The organism is Streptomyces sp. CNP082 (assembly GCF_059570535.1).
Window position 1 is genome coordinate 1 of the sequence record NZ_JCANSZ010000035.1, and the last position, 16,114, is coordinate 16,114.

General features: G+C 75.0%; 12 protein-coding genes and 1 pseudogene. 5 read left to right on the top strand and 8 right to left on the bottom strand.

Annotation, left to right across the window (positions count from 1 at the left end):
* Nucleotides 1-236: pseudogene (locus B124_RS24700) on the top strand (IS110 family transposase); the annotation flags it as partial.
* A gap of 50 nt (nt 237-286) precedes the next feature.
* Here B124_RS24700 and B124_RS24705 read toward each other — a convergent pair.
* Together B124_RS24705 and B124_RS24710 are read right to left on the bottom strand one after the other, a co-directional pair.
* Complete coding sequence (locus B124_RS24705; RefSeq protein ID WP_496505142.1) at nt 287-997, bottom strand: MMPL family transporter; 711 nt, start codon at nt 995-997, stop codon at nt 287-289.
* A gap of 135 nt (nt 998-1,132) precedes the next feature.
* On the bottom strand, nt 1,133-1,534 hold the full coding sequence (locus B124_RS24710; protein ID WP_496505143.1) for a DUF302 domain-containing protein: 402 nt from the start codon (nt 1,532-1,534) through the stop codon (nt 1,133-1,135).
* A gap of 263 nt (nt 1,535-1,797) precedes the next feature.
* Between B124_RS24710 and B124_RS24715 the strand changes: the two genes are divergently transcribed.
* Nucleotides 1,798-3,243 carry a TIR domain-containing protein gene (locus tag B124_RS24715; RefSeq protein WP_496505144.1) on the top strand — a complete coding sequence of 482 codons (1,446 nt, stop codon included), beginning with the start codon at nt 1,798-1,800 and terminating at the stop codon, nt 3,241-3,243.
* On the top strand, nt 3,240-5,159 hold the full coding sequence (locus tag B124_RS24720) for an SPFH domain-containing protein (protein ID WP_496505145.1): 1,920 nt from the start codon (nt 3,240-3,242) through the stop codon (nt 5,157-5,159). Before B124_RS24715 ends, B124_RS24720 begins: the two co-directional genes overlap by 4 nt.
* Here B124_RS24720 and B124_RS24725 read toward each other — a convergent pair.
* Complete coding sequence (locus B124_RS24725; RefSeq protein ID WP_496505146.1) at nt 5,145-5,705, bottom strand: toll/interleukin-1 receptor domain-containing protein; 561 nt, start codon at nt 5,703-5,705, stop codon at nt 5,145-5,147. The two genes, B124_RS24720 and B124_RS24725, sit on opposite strands and share 15 nt — an antisense overlap.
* A 96-nt stretch (nt 5,706-5,801) precedes the next feature.
* On the opposite strand from B124_RS24725, the gene B124_RS24730 reads away from it, so the two are divergent.
* Nucleotides 5,802-7,661 carry a hypothetical protein gene (locus B124_RS24730; RefSeq protein ID WP_496505147.1) on the top strand — a complete coding sequence of 620 codons (1,860 nt, stop codon included), beginning with the start codon at nt 5,802-5,804 and terminating at the stop codon, nt 7,659-7,661.
* On the opposite strand, the gene B124_RS24735 is transcribed toward B124_RS24730, so the two are convergent.
* Nucleotides 7,651-9,831, bottom strand: coding sequence for a tetratricopeptide repeat protein (locus tag B124_RS24735; protein WP_496505148.1), 2,181 nt, complete (start codon nt 9,829-9,831; stop codon nt 7,651-7,653). The genes B124_RS24730 and B124_RS24735 overlap by 11 nt on opposite strands.
* A 337-nt stretch (nt 9,832-10,168) precedes the next feature.
* Here B124_RS24735 and B124_RS24740 point away from each other — a divergent pair, with 337 nt between their 5' ends.
* Nucleotides 10,169-11,743, top strand: a complete 1,575-nt coding sequence (locus B124_RS24740) for a hypothetical protein (protein ID WP_496505149.1) — start codon at nt 10,169-10,171, stop codon at nt 11,741-11,743.
* Here B124_RS24740 and B124_RS24745 read toward each other — a convergent pair.
* The 4 genes from B124_RS24745 to B124_RS24760 all read right to left on the bottom strand — a co-directional run bounded on the left by B124_RS24745 (nt 11,703) and on the right by B124_RS24760 (nt 16,033).
* Nucleotides 11,703-13,916 carry a hypothetical protein gene (locus tag B124_RS24745; RefSeq protein WP_496505150.1) on the bottom strand — a complete coding sequence of 738 codons (2,214 nt, stop codon included), beginning with the start codon at nt 13,914-13,916 and terminating at the stop codon, nt 11,703-11,705. The two genes, B124_RS24740 and B124_RS24745, sit on opposite strands and share 41 nt — an antisense overlap.
* Before the next feature lie 77 nt (nt 13,917-13,993).
* Nucleotides 13,994-14,734: a hypothetical protein gene (locus B124_RS24750; RefSeq protein ID WP_496505151.1), complete on the bottom strand. Its 741-nt coding sequence runs from the start codon at nt 14,732-14,734 to the stop codon at nt 13,994-13,996.
* Nucleotides 14,734-15,513: a hypothetical protein gene (locus B124_RS24755; protein ID WP_496505152.1), complete on the bottom strand. Its 780-nt coding sequence runs from the start codon at nt 15,511-15,513 to the stop codon at nt 14,734-14,736. The genes B124_RS24750 and B124_RS24755 overlap by 1 nt, the downstream gene beginning before the upstream one ends.
* Nucleotides 15,494-16,033 carry a SigE family RNA polymerase sigma factor gene (locus B124_RS24760; RefSeq protein ID WP_496505153.1) on the bottom strand — a complete coding sequence of 180 codons (540 nt, stop codon included), beginning with the start codon at nt 16,031-16,033 and terminating at the stop codon, nt 15,494-15,496. Before B124_RS24760 ends, B124_RS24755 begins: the two co-directional genes overlap by 20 nt.
* Nucleotides 16,034-16,114 lie beyond the last annotated feature (81 nt).

The following is a 16,114-nucleotide window of genomic DNA, read 5'->3' on the forward strand; positions in this document are numbered from 1 at the left end:
TCCGCAGACCACGCCGGTTTCACCGCGGCCTGCTCAACGCTATGTACCTCTCCGCGCTCTCCAGTCTTAAGGGCTGCCCAGCCTCCAAGGCGTACTACGCGCGCAAGAGAGCCGAGGGCAAGGGCCACAAGCAGGCGCTGCTGGCGCTCGCGCGCCGCCGCGTCAACGTCCTGTGGGCCATGATCCGCGACGGAGCGTGCTACGAAGCCACACCACCCGTCACGGCAGCGGCTTGACATCAGCATTGGGAAGCTCCTTCGTGGGTGGCGGCAGCCGGAGGGCCGGATCAGCCGTGGCTGAAGTGGATGTCGGGCAGGACGCGCTTCAGCCAGGCGGGGCTGTACCAGGCCGCGCGGCCGGTGAGGCGGAGCAGGACGGGCAGCAGGACGAGCCGTACGAGGGCCGCGTCGAGCAGGACCGCGATGCCCAGCACTATGCCCATCTCCTTGGGGGGCAGCGGGCCGGAGAGCGCGAAGGTGAAGAAGACGGCGACCATGACGGCGGCGGCGGCGAAGATGACGCGCCCGGAGTGGCCGAGGGCGGCGACCGCGGCGGTGCGGGGGTCGCCGGTCCTGTCGTAGTGCTCCTTCGCGGTGGAGAGCAGGAAGACGGTGTAGTCCATGGCGATCGCGAAGATCATGGCGAAGAAGAACACCGGCGCCCAGCCGTCGAGGAATCCCTGTGACGTGAAGCCGAGCAGGTCGGCGCCGTAGCCCTCCTGGAAGATGAGCCGGGCGGCACCGAACGCGGCGGCGGTGGCCAGCAGGTTGGTGACCGTGCCGAGCAGGGCGACCAGGGGGGCCTGGAGCGCGGCGAGCAGCAGCACGAACCCGAGGACCAGGACCACGCCGATGACGAGCGGTGTCTTGTCGTCCAGGGTCGTCTGCAGGTCGAGGTTCTCCACCGCTGCACCGCCCACCAGCGCGGTCTCGGGGAGGTCGGGGCAGGGAGGGGCGGGAGCGTCTTTCTCTCCCAGCTTGGGTGCGGCGGCCGTCATGGGCATCTCCTGTCCGGTATACCCCCGGGGGTACTTTCCGGGTCAGCGTACAAGATACCCAGGGGGGTATACAACCGGTCGCGCTGTGACGCGTGGTGCGATCCGTTCCGGATGCGGCTCGGCCGAGGGCGCGGGTCACGCCTGCCCGGCGGTGAGCGCGGCGAGTGCCGCGTCGAGCCGCTGGGCGGCCTCCTCGGCCACGGGCTCCATGGCCCCCAGGCCGGTGAGGGTGACCATGGTGCCCGGGTCGATCGCCTGCACGACGACCTGACCGCCGCCGTCGCCCCGCACGACGACGTTGCAGGGCAGCAGCAGGCCGATCGAGCGGTCCGCATCCAGGGCGCGGCGGGCCAGCGGCGGGTTGCAGGCGCCCAGGATCAGGTACGGCTCCATGTCGTGGTCGAGCTTCGCCTTCAGGGTCGCCTGGACGTCGATCTCGGCCAGGACGCCGAACCCCTGCTCGGCCAGCGCCGCGCGCGTGGCGGCCACGGCCTCCTCGAACGTGCTCCTGAGCTGCACCGTGCGGTCGTACGACATGGAGTCTCACCTCGGTTCTCGCTGGTCACGACGGCGGCACCGACCCCGCGGGGCCCATGCGCGCCCACGCGGGCTAATATACCCCCCGGGGTAAATGCCCGAGCGGAACGACATGGCCCCCGCATGTCCCCCGTCCCGGGACCGCCCCGCCGCGCACCGGGCGGGAAACGGCGCAGGTCGCTCCGCGACCCGGGTCCCGGACGCCGCTCCGCCCGTATGCTGGACGCGCGGAGCGATGGCGCGTCTCGGCGAGGGGGAACGGCGTGGCGGACGTCTTCATCTCCTACGCGGCAGAGGACCGCGCATGGGCCGGGGAGCTGGCGGCGGGGCTCCACCGCAACGGGGTGCGGGTCTTCTTCGACGAGTGCAGCCTGCTGCCCGGCGACGTCGTCGTCCACCAGCTCGAAGCGGCCATCCGCCGCTCCACGCACGGCATCCAGGTACTCAGCCCGGCGGCCGTGCACAAGCCGTGGGTGCTGCAGGAGTACGCCGCGCTGCTGACCGCCTCGACGCAGCGCGGGCTGCGGCTCATCCCCGTACTCCACGACGACGTCGACATCGGCGCGCTGCCCTTCGCCGCCACCCGGTTATGGGTCGACTTCCGGGAGGTCACCGGGCAGGCGTTCCACGCCAAGGTGACCGAGCTGGCCCGGGTGATCCTGGACGAAGAGCCCGGCGCCAACGGCGAGTCCGAGGCCATGGACCTCCGCGACCGGGCCGCCGCCCGCCCCCTCGACGTACCGGCGGAGCCCTCCTTCGTCGTCTGCTACGCGCGTCAGCAGCGCGACTACGCGCACCGGCTGCTGCCGGCGCTGACCCGGGCCGGTCTTCCCGTATGGTCCATCAGCCATCTGACGTGGGGCGACGACGTCCTGTGGACGATACGCGCGCAGATCCGGCACGCGCTGGGGATCATCGTCCTCATGTCCCCGGAGGCCGAGAACTCGGAGGACATCACCCGGGAGATCCTGGAAGGGCAGCGGCACAGCCGTCCCTTCTTTCCCGTTCTGGTCCGGGGCGACCGGCACTTTCTGCTGGCGAGCACCTGGCATTTCGACGCCCGTACGGGCGCACTCCCCGGGCCCGGCGAACTCGACCTGCTGCGCCACCTGAAGGACGCGGCCCGGGCCACCGCACCCGCGCCTCCGCAGCCCCCCGCGCCTGCCCCACCACCCGCCGCCCAGACCCCGGCCCAGACCCCGGCCCCCGCCCCGGCCCTGGCGGCGAGCCTCGCGCCCGACGCGCCTGCCGGAGTGCAGCTCGGCGCGCTGCTCGCGGAGGAGGAGTGGGAGCACGCCGACGTGCTGACCACCGCCCTGCTGCTGCGGGCCGTCGACCGGCTGGAGAACGGCTGGCTGCGGCAGAGCGACGGGCGGCGGTTGAGCGCGGCGCTGCTGCGCGAGGTCGACGCCGTCTGGGCGGAGCACTCGGGCGGGCGGTACGGATTTCGGGCGCAGCGGGAAAAGGCGCGTCCGGCGAGTGCGCGCCACCGGGATTTCCTGGCACTCTCGTTGGCGTACGGCTGGCGTGGTTCGGTGGAGGACGCCGTTGCGGAATACCGGGCGTTCACCTGCCCGGCGCGACCTCCCGGGTTCTTTCCCACGCTCCGTAACCCGCAGAACGAGCGCTATCCCGACTGGTACGACCAGTGGACCGAGACCGTGCTTGCCGTGCACCTGCGTATGCGAGCGGAGGGCGGAGCCGAATGATCACCGTGTTACTCGTGGCCCTGCTGGTGGTGGCCGTCGTGTTCGTCGTACTGGTCGCCCTGGCGCGGCCCGAGCGGCAGCCCACCCCCGCGACCAAACCCCGGACGGCCGCCCAGCCGCCGCCGCGGCGCGGGCGCCCGCGGCTCAGGGTCGGCCTCCATGTGGTCCCCCCGGACAAGGTGGGGATCGTCACGCGCCGCTTCGGACGCGGCGACGCGAAGGGGCGCTTCAAGCGCATTACGCCCGAGCGCAACGTACGTGGCGTACAGGCCCGCGTGCTGCTCCCGGGGCAGGTCTACTGGCTGTCTCCGCTGCTGTACCGGGTCAAGCTGGGGCCGCGTACGGACGTGCCGGCGGACATGGTGGGGCTGGTGACGGCGCGGGAGGGCGCCAGGCGGCCCGTGCAGCGGACGCTGGGGCGGCAGGTGGAATGCGACAGCTTTCAGGACGGCGAGGCATTCCTGCGCGAAGGCGGCGAACAGGGCCGGCAGTTGGCCGTCCTCCCCGGCGACTCCACTTACTACATCAACAGGGAACTTTTCGATGTGGAGTTGGCGCCGCGTACGTACGTGCCGACGGGGACCGTGGCGCTCGTCATCGCGAAGGACGGCAATGTACGCCCGCCGGACCGGCCGTTCGGCCGCTATGTGGAATGCAACGACTTCCAGGACGGCGAGGCATTCCTGCGCGGCGGCGGCGAACAGGGCCGGCAGTTGGCGATCCTCACCGGCGGGTCGTACTACAACATCAACCCGGACCTCTTCGAGGTGATCTCGACCGCCACCGTGGGAAAGTCCCGCCAGGACGGGCTCACGGAGGAGCATCTCAAGGAAATCGGCATCCGGATCGGCGAGTCCGGGGTGGTCGTCACCCTGGACGGCGCCGAAGCCAGAAAGGACGAGCGCCCCATCGGGCCGATCATCCCGGGGCACGCGAACTTCCGGCTGCCGTGGAAGTTCCTCGAAAACGGCGGCCAGCGGGGCGTGCAGGAGGAAACGCTGGGCGAGGGTTCCGTGTACGCGCTGAACCCCTGGTTCGTCCGTGTCGTCCTCATTCCCACGCGCACGCTCGTCATCGAATGGACGAAGAAGGAACGCTCGCCCAGCAACTTCGACGCCGCACTGCACCCCATCATGGTGAACGTCCAGGGTCACCGGCTGCAGGTGGACTTCTCGCAGACCCTGGAGATCCCGGAGACCGCTGCTCCCAAGCTGGTCAGCAGGTTCGGCGACGCCAACGCCTCGCGGCTCGGCGGGCTGGTGGACGATCCGCTGCCGGTGCAGCGGTTCGTGGAGCGGGTGCTGGGCGGCATGGTCGAGGGGTATTTCAACGGCATCGCCTCGGGCTCCACAGTGGAGGAATTCCTCAGCAAGTACGAGAGTACGCGTATGGAGCTCTCCGACAAGGTTCGTCAAGCACTCGCCGCCTGGGGAATCAAGGCACCGGTGACGACGCTGGGCGAATTCGAGTCCACCGACCCCGAACTCGACCGGGCCCGGCGGCGGCTCGCCGAGAAGCAGATGGAGACCCGCGAGCTGGAGGCGGAGGAGGAGAACTCCGTCATCCGGGAGCGGATCCGCGACCGCGTGCGGCGCGGCGAGCGGGAGGACCGGCTGGTGGAAACCGCGGTGCTGGGCTGGGAGATCGAGAGGCTCGGCGCCAACACCATCGCCATGCAGAGGTACCTGCACGACATGAAGGACATGGGGGTGCCGGAGATCGTCAGCGGGAACGCGGAGGAACTGCTGCGCTACATGCCGATGCAGCGTGCCTTCGACATGATCGAGGCGGCCCAGCGGCATGCCAGGAGAACGGCGCTGCCGAAGGGCGTGCGGGACGTGGACGCCGCCGAAGACGTCGAGGTTTCGGAGGAGGCCGACGGCATCGTGGACGGCGACGGGTCAACGGGCCCGTAACGCCCGGACCACCTGCTCCAGCCGGCGGCGGTAGGTGTCGTCGTCCACGCCACGGAAATCGGCGCTGAATCGCGTACGCGCGAATTCCGGCAGGACGGCGTCACCGACCAGCACGGGGATGAACAGCCGGCCCGACTCGATCGAGCGCTCCATCAGGGCCGCGTACTCCTGGAGCACCCACCCGTCGTCCGTCGACTCCGGGCTGAAGACCAGCAGCCCGTGGGAGGAGTCGCGGATCGCCTGCTCGACGGCGTGCACCCGGACGCCGCCGGGGGTGCAGACCACCTCGTCGTCGGCGACGCGCAGCCCGTTCTCGCGCAGTCGGGCGGCGAAGGTGCGCGCCCAGGCGGCGTCGGTGCGGCTGTGGGACACGTAGACGTCGTACGTGTCCGGGCCCGCGGCGAGAGGTGTGCGGGCCGGCTCCGGCGCGTTGGCGGGGGGCGGCAGCCGGCGGCGGGCGGGGCGGGCGCGTACGGAGGCGTAGGCGAAGTACGTGCCGACGACACCGGCCACGGTGCCCACCGCGGTGAGAACGAACTCCGCCATGCCCATCCCAGCAGGCTAGCCGCCGTCTCCCGGTGCCGCACCGCACCGTTTAGGGTGGCGGGTCACGTCGGGCTGGCGGTGGGTGTGGGGGCTGGGATGGCGGAGGCGCGGGAGGGCTGGGTACGGGTTCCGGTGGGGGAAGGGGCTCGGCGGTGGGCCTCCCGGGGGCGGTGCCGGCGGGTGCTGTTCGTCGTGCACAACGTGACGTCGGCGACCCGGCTGCTGGACGTGATGCCGCTGTTCGACGACGACCTGCGGGTGCAGATGCTGGCGACGTGCACGGGTTCGTCGCCGTTCCAGGGCGGCGTCGGCGAACTGCTCGCGGCGGTGGGGGTGCCGGTGCTGCCGTGGGAGCAGGCGGTCCGTACGCCCGTCGACCTGGCCGTCTCGGCAAGCCTGGGTGGCCAAATAGGCGCAATAGACGGCAAGTTGGTAATTCTTTCACATGGCGTGGGATATACTAAGAGGCTCAGGTCGCCGGTCGCCGGTCGCCGGTCGCCGGACGCCGGAGGTCCCGCTCCCGTCTTCGGACTGGCGCCGGAGTGGCTGCTTGAGGACGGCCGGCCCGTGGCCGAAGCCTTCGTGCTCTCGCACCCCGAGCAGGTGGAGCGCCTGCGGGAGTCGTGTCCCGAGGCGGCCGGGGCCGCGGTGCTGGCCGGGGACCCGTGCTTCGACCGGATGCTCGCCGCCCGCGCGTACCGGGACCGGTTCCGGCGGGCGTGGGGCGTACGCGACGGGCAGCGGCTCGTCGTGGTGTCCGCCACCTGGAACCCGGAGGGGCTGTTCGGCGACGGCGGGGCGGGCGACGTGCTGCCGGCCCTGCTGCCGCGGCTGACGGGCGAGCTGGCCGCCGACGAGTACCGGGTGGCGGCCGTCCTGCACCCCAATATCTGGCAGGGGCACGGCCCGGGGCAGGTGCGGGCCTGGCTCGACGGGGCCCGGCGCGGCGGGCTGGCGCTCGTCGACCCGCTGGGCGGCTGGCGGCAGGCGCTGCTCGCGGCGGACGCGGTGATCGGGGATCACGGGGCCGTGACGTACTACGCCGCGGCCCTCGGCGTACCGGTGGCGCTGGCGGCGGCTCCGCTCGCGCACGTCGATCCGCGGGCGCCGCTGGCCGGCTTCCTCACCGACGCGCCGCGGCTGGATCCGCTCCGGCCGCTGCCCGCGCAGCTCGACGCGCTGATCGACGGCCACCGTCCGCAGCCGGGGCCGGCGCGGTTCACCTCGTCGGTGCCAGGGGAGTCGGCGGGGCGGCTGCGGGAGCTGTTCTACGGGCTCATGGAACTGCCCGAGCCCGAGCGGCCGGCGCTGCTGGAACCGCTGCCGCTGCCCGCGTACGAACCGGTGCGCCGCAGCGCGCCGATGCGGGTGCTGACGGGGCTGCCCGCGGGGGCGGGCGCGGTTGCCGGCGCGGGGGCGGGGTCCGGCGCGGGGGCGGGGTCCGGCGCGGGGGCGGGGTCCGGCGCGGGGGCGGTCGTGGTGCGCCGCTGGGCCGATCCCGCGTACGAGCCGGACGGTGACGGCGGCGGGCTGGCCGACGTGGACGCCGCCATGCAGACCCCCATGCAGACCGCCGTGCACACCGCCGTGCCCGAGGACACCCGCGACCCCGGCCGCCTGGACCTGGCCGACGTGATCCTCCGCCACGGCGCACCCGACGACCCGCGCTTCGGCTCCCCCGCCGCCTGGTGCACGGATGCCCTGCGGCGGTACGCACACTGCGCCCTGGCCGCATACGTCACCGGCCCCGGCGACTGCACCGTCCGCACCCGCGCCGGGGACACGCTCGCCCTCACCGCCGACCCCGGGGCCGACGCCGACCCCGCGGCGTACGCCTCCGCCCTGCACGCCTGGCTGGCGGCGGGGCGGGGCGCGGACGAGCTCGCCGAGCACGGCCTGCTGGTCCGTACCGGCGCGCGCGAGCACCGCGTGGCCGTCGCCCGGATCAGAGCGTGACGCAGCGCGCCCGTACGGACCGCGCGTAGGCCAGCGGGTGTTCCGCCTGCTGCGCGTCGAGCAGGGCGATGGCCTCGTCTACCAGCGGCATGGCCGCGGCGGGCGCGGCGGCCAGCACGTGGGTCTCGGCGAGGTCGGTCAGGGCGCGCGCCCGGTTGTAGTCGTCCCCGATCTCCTCGAAGGACGCCACGGCCCCGCGCAGCAGGGCGCCCGCCTCCGCGAACCGGCCGGCGCCGCGCAGCGCGCGCCCGCGGTGGCGCTCGACGAGCGGCAGGGCGCGGTCCAGGTCGGCATGCCCCTCGTCGCCGGGGGCGAGGGTCCCGTACAGCGCGTGGGCCTCGTCGAAGAACGCCAGCGCCTGGGGCCACTCCCACTGGCGCAACCGCAGCAGGCCCAGCGCCTCGACCACCGAGGCGCGCCCGCGTATGTGCCCCGCTGCCCGCTCGTCTTCGGCGGCGGCCCGGAACTCGGCCTCGGCCTCGGGGAATTCGCGCAGCTCCGTCAGGCTCATGGCCAACTGGAAGCGCAGGGCCGCCCGGTCGCGCAGGAGGGTGGGGCCCGGTTCGCGGTCGGCCGCGAGGAGGCGTATGGCCGCGCGGAGCGCGGGGACCGCCTCGGCGTGCCGGCCGGCCTTGAGCTGCAACGGCCACAGGGAGCGCGCGAGGCGCACGGCCGCGGCCCGGTCGCCGGTGTCCGCGGCGCCCTGCACGGCCTCGACGAGGTTCGCCGCTTCCCGCACGAGGGTGCGGAGGGCCTGGGCGGGGTCCAGGGACGGGCCGGGCGCGGCGGGCTCCGGTACGCGCCAACTCTGCGGCAGCGCCTGGTGGGCGGCGTCCTCGGCGAGGCCGGCGTAGCCGCGTACGACACGGGCGAGGGACTCGGCGCACGCCTGCGGGCCGTCCTCGTGGCGGGCCAGCAGCTCGGCGTGGCGGCGCACGGCGGGCCGGAAGCGGTACCGGTCGGGGCCGGCGGGCTCCAGCAGGCCGCGGTCGGCGAGCAGGCCGAGCAGGACCGCGGCGGGGCCCTGGGCGTCCTGCGCGTCCTGTGCGTCCCGGGCGTTCGGCGCGGCGGCCGGGGCCGGCTGCGTGGCCCATGTCGCGGCCTGGGCGTCGAGGTGGGGCCAGTCCCGTAAAGCCAGCAGCCGGAACAGCCGGGCGGCGTCGGCGTCGAGCGCGCGGTAGGCGGCCTCGGTCAGGGCGGCGACGGGCCCGGCCGCGTCCGCGGCGGCCGGCTCCGGGGCTGCCGGCTGCGAGTACGCCGACAGCAGCGGCGCGGCCGTACGCAGCGCGTACGGCGATCCCGCGCAGCGCACCAGCAGGTCCTTGGCCGCCTCCGGCGCCGCGGCCACGGCCTCGGCACCGGCGAAGTGCGTGAGCAGCCGCCGGGCGTCCTTCGACGCCAGCGGGCCCAGCGGCACGGGCACGGCGTCGAGCCCCGGCAGCGGATGGCGGGCGGTCACGAGCGTGCACACCCCGGGTGCGGAGGTCAGCAGCGGGCGCACCTGGGCCGCGGAGTAGGCGTGGTCGAGGACGACCAGCAGCCGCAGGCCGGCGACGAGCCGCCGCCACAGGGCCAGCCGCTCGTCCGCCGCGTGCGGGGTCTCCTCGGCCGGCAGCCCCAGCTCCCGCAGCAAGCGGCCGGCGACCACGGCGGGGCCGAGGGCACTCTGCGCGGACCAGCCGTGCAGGTCGACGTGGACCTGCCCGTCGTGGAAGGTCTCGGCGCGCCGGCTGCCCCAGTGCAGCGCGGTGGCGGTGGTCCCGATGCCCTCGGGACCGTGGAGCAGCGCCACCCGCGGCCGGCCGTCGAACTTGCGGTCCGCCTCGCGGTCCAGCAGCCGTAACGCGGGGCGGCGGTCGGTGAAGTGCCGCGACGCGGCGGGCAGTCGGGGCGTACCCACGGGGCCGGGGCCGGGACCGAGCGGCAGCGTCGAGGCGAACCGCTCCCACATGCGGGCGAGTTCGGGATCGCGCTCGGCTCCCTCCCGCAGCAGCGCGGCCACCCGCGCCACCTCGGCGGACCGCCGCGGCGCCGGCACCTCCCGCCCCGCCGCCCTGCGCACCAGGGCACCGGTGGTCTCCCACGCCGCCCTGCCCACCTCGTTGGCCACCCCCATGCCGACCGCGCCGAGCACGCCGGAGATCGCGGCCAACGACACCGGATCCGTCATCACACCCCTCCCTCTGCGCGCCGTAGCGAGTCCGTACGACTCCGAAGAGTAACCCGGGTTACTGACATCGGAGGCCGGGGCTACGGTGACGGCAGAGCAGGGAAGCAACTATCGCCCGGGGGTTGACATAAGCAGCGATACGGAAGAATGCCGCGAACCGCGAACCGCGAACCGCGAACCGCGAACCGCNCCGCGAACCGCGAACCGCGAACCGCGAACCGCGAACCGCTGGCGCACGCTTCCGGCCGACCGCACCCTGCTCGCCGTAGCGCGCACGGTCATCTCCACCGTCCGCCTGCTGGAGACCCTGCCCTCCCTCCTCCGTGACGACCCCCGCGTGGACGTCGTCTTCGCCCTCGACCCCACCTCCGCCTTCCACCGCGGCGTAAGCGAACTGCTGACCGCGGCCGACGCCGTGACCGTGCCCTGGGACGAACTCCCCGGTCTTGACTACCACGCCATCGTCACCGCGAGCGAGAACGCGGACCTCAGCCGCACCCGGGGCCCCGTCCTGGTGCTCCCCCACGGCGTGGGCTTCCACAAGTTCGTCCCCGACTCCCGAGGCTCCGGGCGGCGGCTCGCCGGGGTGGTCCCGGCGGCCCTGCTCCAGCAGGAGCGCGCGTGGTACGTGGTGTCGTACCCCGGGCAGGCGGACACCCTCCTCGCCCATGCCCCGCGCGCCGCCGCCCGCGTCGTCCACGCCGGCGACCCCTGCTACGACCGCCTCCTCGTCTCCGGCGCGCTCCGCGCCGAGTACCGCGCCGCCCTCGGCGTGCCCGCAGGCGGCCGGCTCGTCGTCGTCAGCAGCACCTGGGGGCCGCAGTCGCTCCTCGGGCAGGATCCGGAGCTGCCGCTGCGGCTGCTCGCGGAGCTGCCCGCCGACACCCACCGCGTCGCCCTCGTCACCCACCCCAACGTCCGCTCCGCCCACGGCTCCTGGCACCTGCGCACCGCGCTCACGGCGGCCCGTGAGGCCGGGCTGCTCCTCATCCCGCCCGCGCGGGGCTGGCAGGCGACGCTCCTCGCCGCGGACGCCGTCGTCGGCGACCACGGCTCCGTCACCTTCTACGCCGCCGCCCTCGGCATCCCCGTCCTGCAGGCCGCGTTCGGCGACGAGGTGGTCCCCGGCACGCCGATGGCGGAGCTGGGCCGCGCGGCCGTACGGCTCGACGCCTCCCGCCCGCTGCACCCGCAGCTCGACCGGGCGGTGGAGCGGCAGGACACCGGGGAACCGGCGCGCATCGCGGCGCAGGCGTTCCCGGCCCCGGGGAAGTCGCAGGCGCTGCTGCGCGGTGCGCTGTACCGCCTGCTCCGCCTGCCGGAGCCCGGCGGCGAGCCACCGCGGCTGCCCGCCTTCCCCCTTCCCCGCGCCGAGCCCGACGGCCTGCCGCCGGCCGATGCGGCGGCCGTCGTACGGACCGCGGTGAGCGGCGCCGCGGACGGGCACACCGTCTCCGTCACCCGCTTCCCCGCCGCAGCCGCCGCCCGCCATCCCGGCGACCACGCCGCACCCGAGGGCCCCCGCGCCTTCCGGCACCTGTCCTGCGAGGTACGCGACGGCCGTTCCGCCGCCGCCGAGCGCGCGTCCGTCCTCACGCTGCCCGCCGCCGCCCGCAGTGCGTACGCCGCCGCCCGCCAGGCCCGCGGGCTCCTCGGCGACTTCCCCGGCAGCCTCGCCGCCGGCGTGCCGACGGCCGGCGGCACCCACGTCGTGGCCGTCCGGGACGGCGCGACCGCCGAGGTCGCCGTCACCGGAGCGCCGGTGGACGCGGCGGTGGCGGCGGCCGTGGTCTACGCGCGGCTGCGCTGCGGCGCGCCGCTGTCCGGGGCGGCGGAGCTGAGCTTCGCGGGGCGCACCGAGGACGTGCTGCTCACTCCGCTGCCGGGTACCGGCGCGCCAACTCGTCCCTGAGCTCACCGGCCCGGGGGTTCCCCTCCTCCCCGTACAGCCCGGCGGCCCGGGCCAGTTGCTCCCGGTGCCCGGATATGTCGCCGTCCTCGTGCGCCAGCGCCGCCAGCTTCTCGCGCACGACCGCCTCGTAGTGCGCCGCCTTCTGGATCTCCAGCGACCGTGCCGCACGGGCGTACTCGGCGAGCGCCTCGGGGCGGCGCCCCAGGTGCAGCAGGACGTCCCCCAGGGCGGCCCGGGCCCGGCCCGCCATGCGCTGGTCGCCCTCGGGTCCGTAGCCGGACAGGTCCAGGAAGCCGTCGGCGGCGGCACGCAGGGTCTCCTCGGCCTCCGCCGCCCGCCCGGCCGCGTCCAGCGCACAGCCGAGCAGATAGCGGGCGATGGCCGCCCCGCGCTCCTCTCCGGCCTCGCGGTACGCGGTCAGCGCCTCCCGGTACGTCCCGATGGCGCGGGGCGGGTCCAGCCGGTCCCACAGCCGGCCGGTGAACTCCAGCACCGACGAGCGCAGCACGGGCAGGTGGGCGTGGCCCGCGTGCCCCTCGCGTACGCCGGCGATCCGGGCACCCGCGCGTTCGAGGAGGGCCTGCGCTTCGTCCAGCCGGTCGAGGTCCGTCAGCGGCCGTGACGTCAGCGCGGCGATCCGGGCCTCCGCCGCGGGCTCACCGTCGCGCGCGGCGGCCTCCACCCCGCGCAGCCCCGTGGCCGTCCAGTCCTGCAGATACCGGTGGTTGAGGAACAGCGCGGTCAGGCCCTCCGCCAACTGCCAGACGGCACGGTGGTCTCCGAGTCCGTCCGCCGCCTCGTGGACGGCCAGCAGCTCGGCCCGCTCGCGGCGGAGCCACCGCAGCGCGTCGCTCTTCGCGCCGTCGCCCGTGAACGGGCTCGGCGGCGCGTCCCGCAGCACCTCCCCGTGGTCCGTGACCCGCAGGCGCATCCCCATGACCGCCGCGTCGGCCTGCGCCACCCGCTGTACGTAGTGGCGGATCACCCGGGTCAGCGCCGCCGTGCGCTGCGGTTCCGGCTCGGCCGTCCCGCGGGCGCGCGCGTGGAGGCCCACCAGGCTCACGAAGCGCCGCCGCCCGTTGCCGTCCGCCGCCTCGACCAGGCCCGCCGACTCCAGCCTGGCCAGCACCCGCCGGGCCGCGGCCGGTCGCACGCCGCCGACGGCCGCCGCGACGTCGTCGTCGAACCGCGGCCCGGGCAGCATGCCGAGCCGCCCGTACAGCCGGGCGGCCTCCGCGGGCAGCTTCCCGTACGCCATCTCGATCACCGCGGACACGCCCAGCTCCTCCCCGGGGAGCGACAGGCCCGCAAGCCGCTGCTCCTCATCCGACAGCTCCGCCGCCAGCGCAGGCAGCGTCAGGCGCGGCTCCATGGCGAGCCTGGCCCCGACGATGCCTAACGCCACCGGCAGCCCCGCGCAGAACTCCACCACCCGGCGGGCCGCCTCGGGCTCGTCCCCGATGCGGCCCGCGTCCCCGGCGAGGTGCGTCAGCAGTTGCAGACCGGCCTCGGACGCCAGGGGCTCCAGGGGCAGCAACCGCGCCCCCATGAGCGTCAGCTCGCCGATACGCGACGGGCCGGCCGCCAGCACGGCGCTGCCGGGACAGCTCGGGAGGAGCGCGCGGACCTGCGCGGCCTCGGTGATCTGGTCGAGGACCACGAGGACCGGACGGCGCGCCGACTCCTGCCGGTACAGCCGGGTCAGCCCCGCGAGCGAACCGGGCAGGTGGCCGGGGCCCACGTCGAGCTGCTGCAGGGCTTCGCCGAGGGCCGCCGACAGCCGGGCGGACTGCGAACCGCCGGGCAGCGCCTCGAAGTTCACGTACAGCAGATTGCCGGAGAACCGCCCCTTGTTCGCCCTCGCCCAGTGGGTCCCGAACGCGGTCTTGCCCATGCCGGAGATCGCGCTGACCGCGAGCAGCGGAACGTACCCCGGCGCCCCGTCCCGCGCGGGCGGGGTCAGCAAGGCGGCGTCGGCCACCGCCTGTTCCTCCGCGCGGTTGACGAAATGCGCCGCCCCCGCCGGCAGCGGATCCCCGGCTCCCGCCCTCAGCTCCCCGCGCCGGGAGAGCCGCGCCTTCAACTTCTCCCAGGCACCGGTCGCTTCCGACGACACCACCGCCGCGAGCGCACCGACGGCCAGCGTCCCGGCGATCCCGATCAGCCATCTCATGGCGCCCCCTGCCCTTTCCGGCCCAACTCACTCTCCGTCACCACACGATAGCGGCCGGGTCTGACAGCGGCGCCGGATCAGCGCGCGAGCCAGTGCTGCGGGCCCAGCACCGCCACCGGGTGCCTGTCCGGGTCCAGGCTCCGCAGCAGGGTGCGCATGTGCGGCTTGGCCAGGGAGACGCACCCGCTCGTCGGGCCACCGTGGTCGACGTGGACCCAGATGCCGCCGCCGCGGCCGTCGCCCAGGGGACGGGTCCAGTCGAGCGGGGTGGTGCCGGGCACGCGGTTGTAGTTGATCGCCACCACGTAGTCGAAGGAGCCGGCGAGGGACTCGCCCTCGTAGCCGCGGCCGGTGGCGGTGAAGGCGGGGCCGTGGTCGTACGGGAGTTCCGTGCCGGGGTCGGGGTCGAGGCCGCCGGCGTCGGTGAGGCCGTAGACGCCGGCCGGGGTGCGGAGGTCCCCGGCGGTGTGGTGGCGGGTCCAGCCGCGGAGCGCGTTGCGGGCGGGCCAGGCCGGGCCGCCGCGCCAGCCGTCGGGGCCGCGTTCGTAGAGCACGGCGGTGGCGTCGGAGGAGCGGCGGGAGGTGCCGGTGACGACGAGCGCCTGGCGGGCGTCGGCGGGCACGCGCGCGCGGGTGCGCGGGCCGAGTCCCGGTATGTCCCGCGGCAGTCGCGCGGGGGCCGCCGTGACGCGCGAGGGGGTCGGCGCGGGGGCCGGCGGCGGGTCGCTCTGTGCGCGGGGCGGGTCGGCGGATGTGCAGCCCGCCGCGGCGAGCAGGGGGAGTCCGGCCGCGTACAGCAGCCGGCGGCGGGACAGCATCAGTTGGTGCTCCGCTTCGGTCGGCGGGGTGGTGCGGCGGGGTCGAAGCGCATCGAGCCGAGTACGGTCCTGGCCTCGGCGACGTCTCCGTCAGCCGGCGCGGCCAGGCAGACCGTCGCGAGCACGTGGACCCCCTCCGCCGCGCCCGCCGGGCTGCGTACGGCCCACAGTTCCTCGGTGCCGCCCGCGACGAAGCACGTCTTGCCCACCTCGCGCGACTGCAGCACGCCGGGGGTGGGCTTCTTCGGCCCGTAGAGCAGTCGCAGCGTGATCAGCGTGCCGCGGCGGGGCAGTTGCCGCGGCGGCGTGGTGCAGGTGCCGTCCACGCCGGTGGGGCAGGGCTCGGGGGACGGCCTGAGGGACAGGCTGGCGACGTAGCCGACGTACGCGCCCTCCGGCGAGTCCGTACGCACCGTGCGGCTGCTCCAGCCCGTGGGCACCCGCAGCGTGAGGTCGGACAGCTCCGCCAACCGGGTCTCGGCGTCCCGCTGTTCCGGCGTCCCGGCGCCGGCGGCGGGGGGCACGGTGCGGGGCGGCGGGCCGTCGGCGGGGAGCATCTGCGGCAGCAGTACGCCGACGGCCGCGGCCGTCGCGGTCGCCCCCCACACCGCGCGCCGCCGGCGGCGGCGCCGCAGCACCAGTCCCCGTATCCGCTCCATCCGCTCGGCGGGCGCGGCCGGCCGCGGGACGGCCCGCTCCAGCAGCGCGCGCAGCGCGCGCTCCTCCTCGACGGGCTCCCGGTCCTGCGCCCCCGCCGGCTCAGCAGCGTTCCCGGCCACCGGACTCACCGCCCTCCACCAGCTCGGCCGCCGGCAGCAGCCCGCGCAGCGTGCGCAGCGCCTTGGCGGACTGGCTCTTGACCGTGCCCGGCGCGCAGCCGAGGGTCGCCGCGGTGTCCTCGACGCTCAGGTCCTCGAAGAAGCGCAGCACGACCACCGCGCGCTGCCGCGGCGGGAGGCGCCGTATCGCGGCGGCGAGCGACTGCTCCAGGTCCACCTGGGCGAACGCGTCGGCGGGGGCGGCCGTGTCGGGCAGCTCGCCGTGCGGCACCTCGCCCCACCAGTGGCGGCGCCACCAGGAGATGTTGGTGTGCACCATGGCCGTACGGACATACGCCTCTGGGCTGCCGTCCGCTATCTGCTCCCACTTCGGCCACACCTTGGCCAGCACGGTCTGCAGCAGGTCCTCGGCGAGCTGGGCGTCCCCGGTGAGCAGCCAGGCCACGCGGAGCAGCCGCGGCCCACGGGCCGCCACGAACTCCTCGAACCCGGGCGGCTCCGCCGCGCCCCGCCTCAGCATCCTGCGCCTGCCATCCGGTCCCCACTTCACGTCGCACACTCGTCGAACGCGATGGGGTCCCGGGCGGGTTGCCCCGCTGGG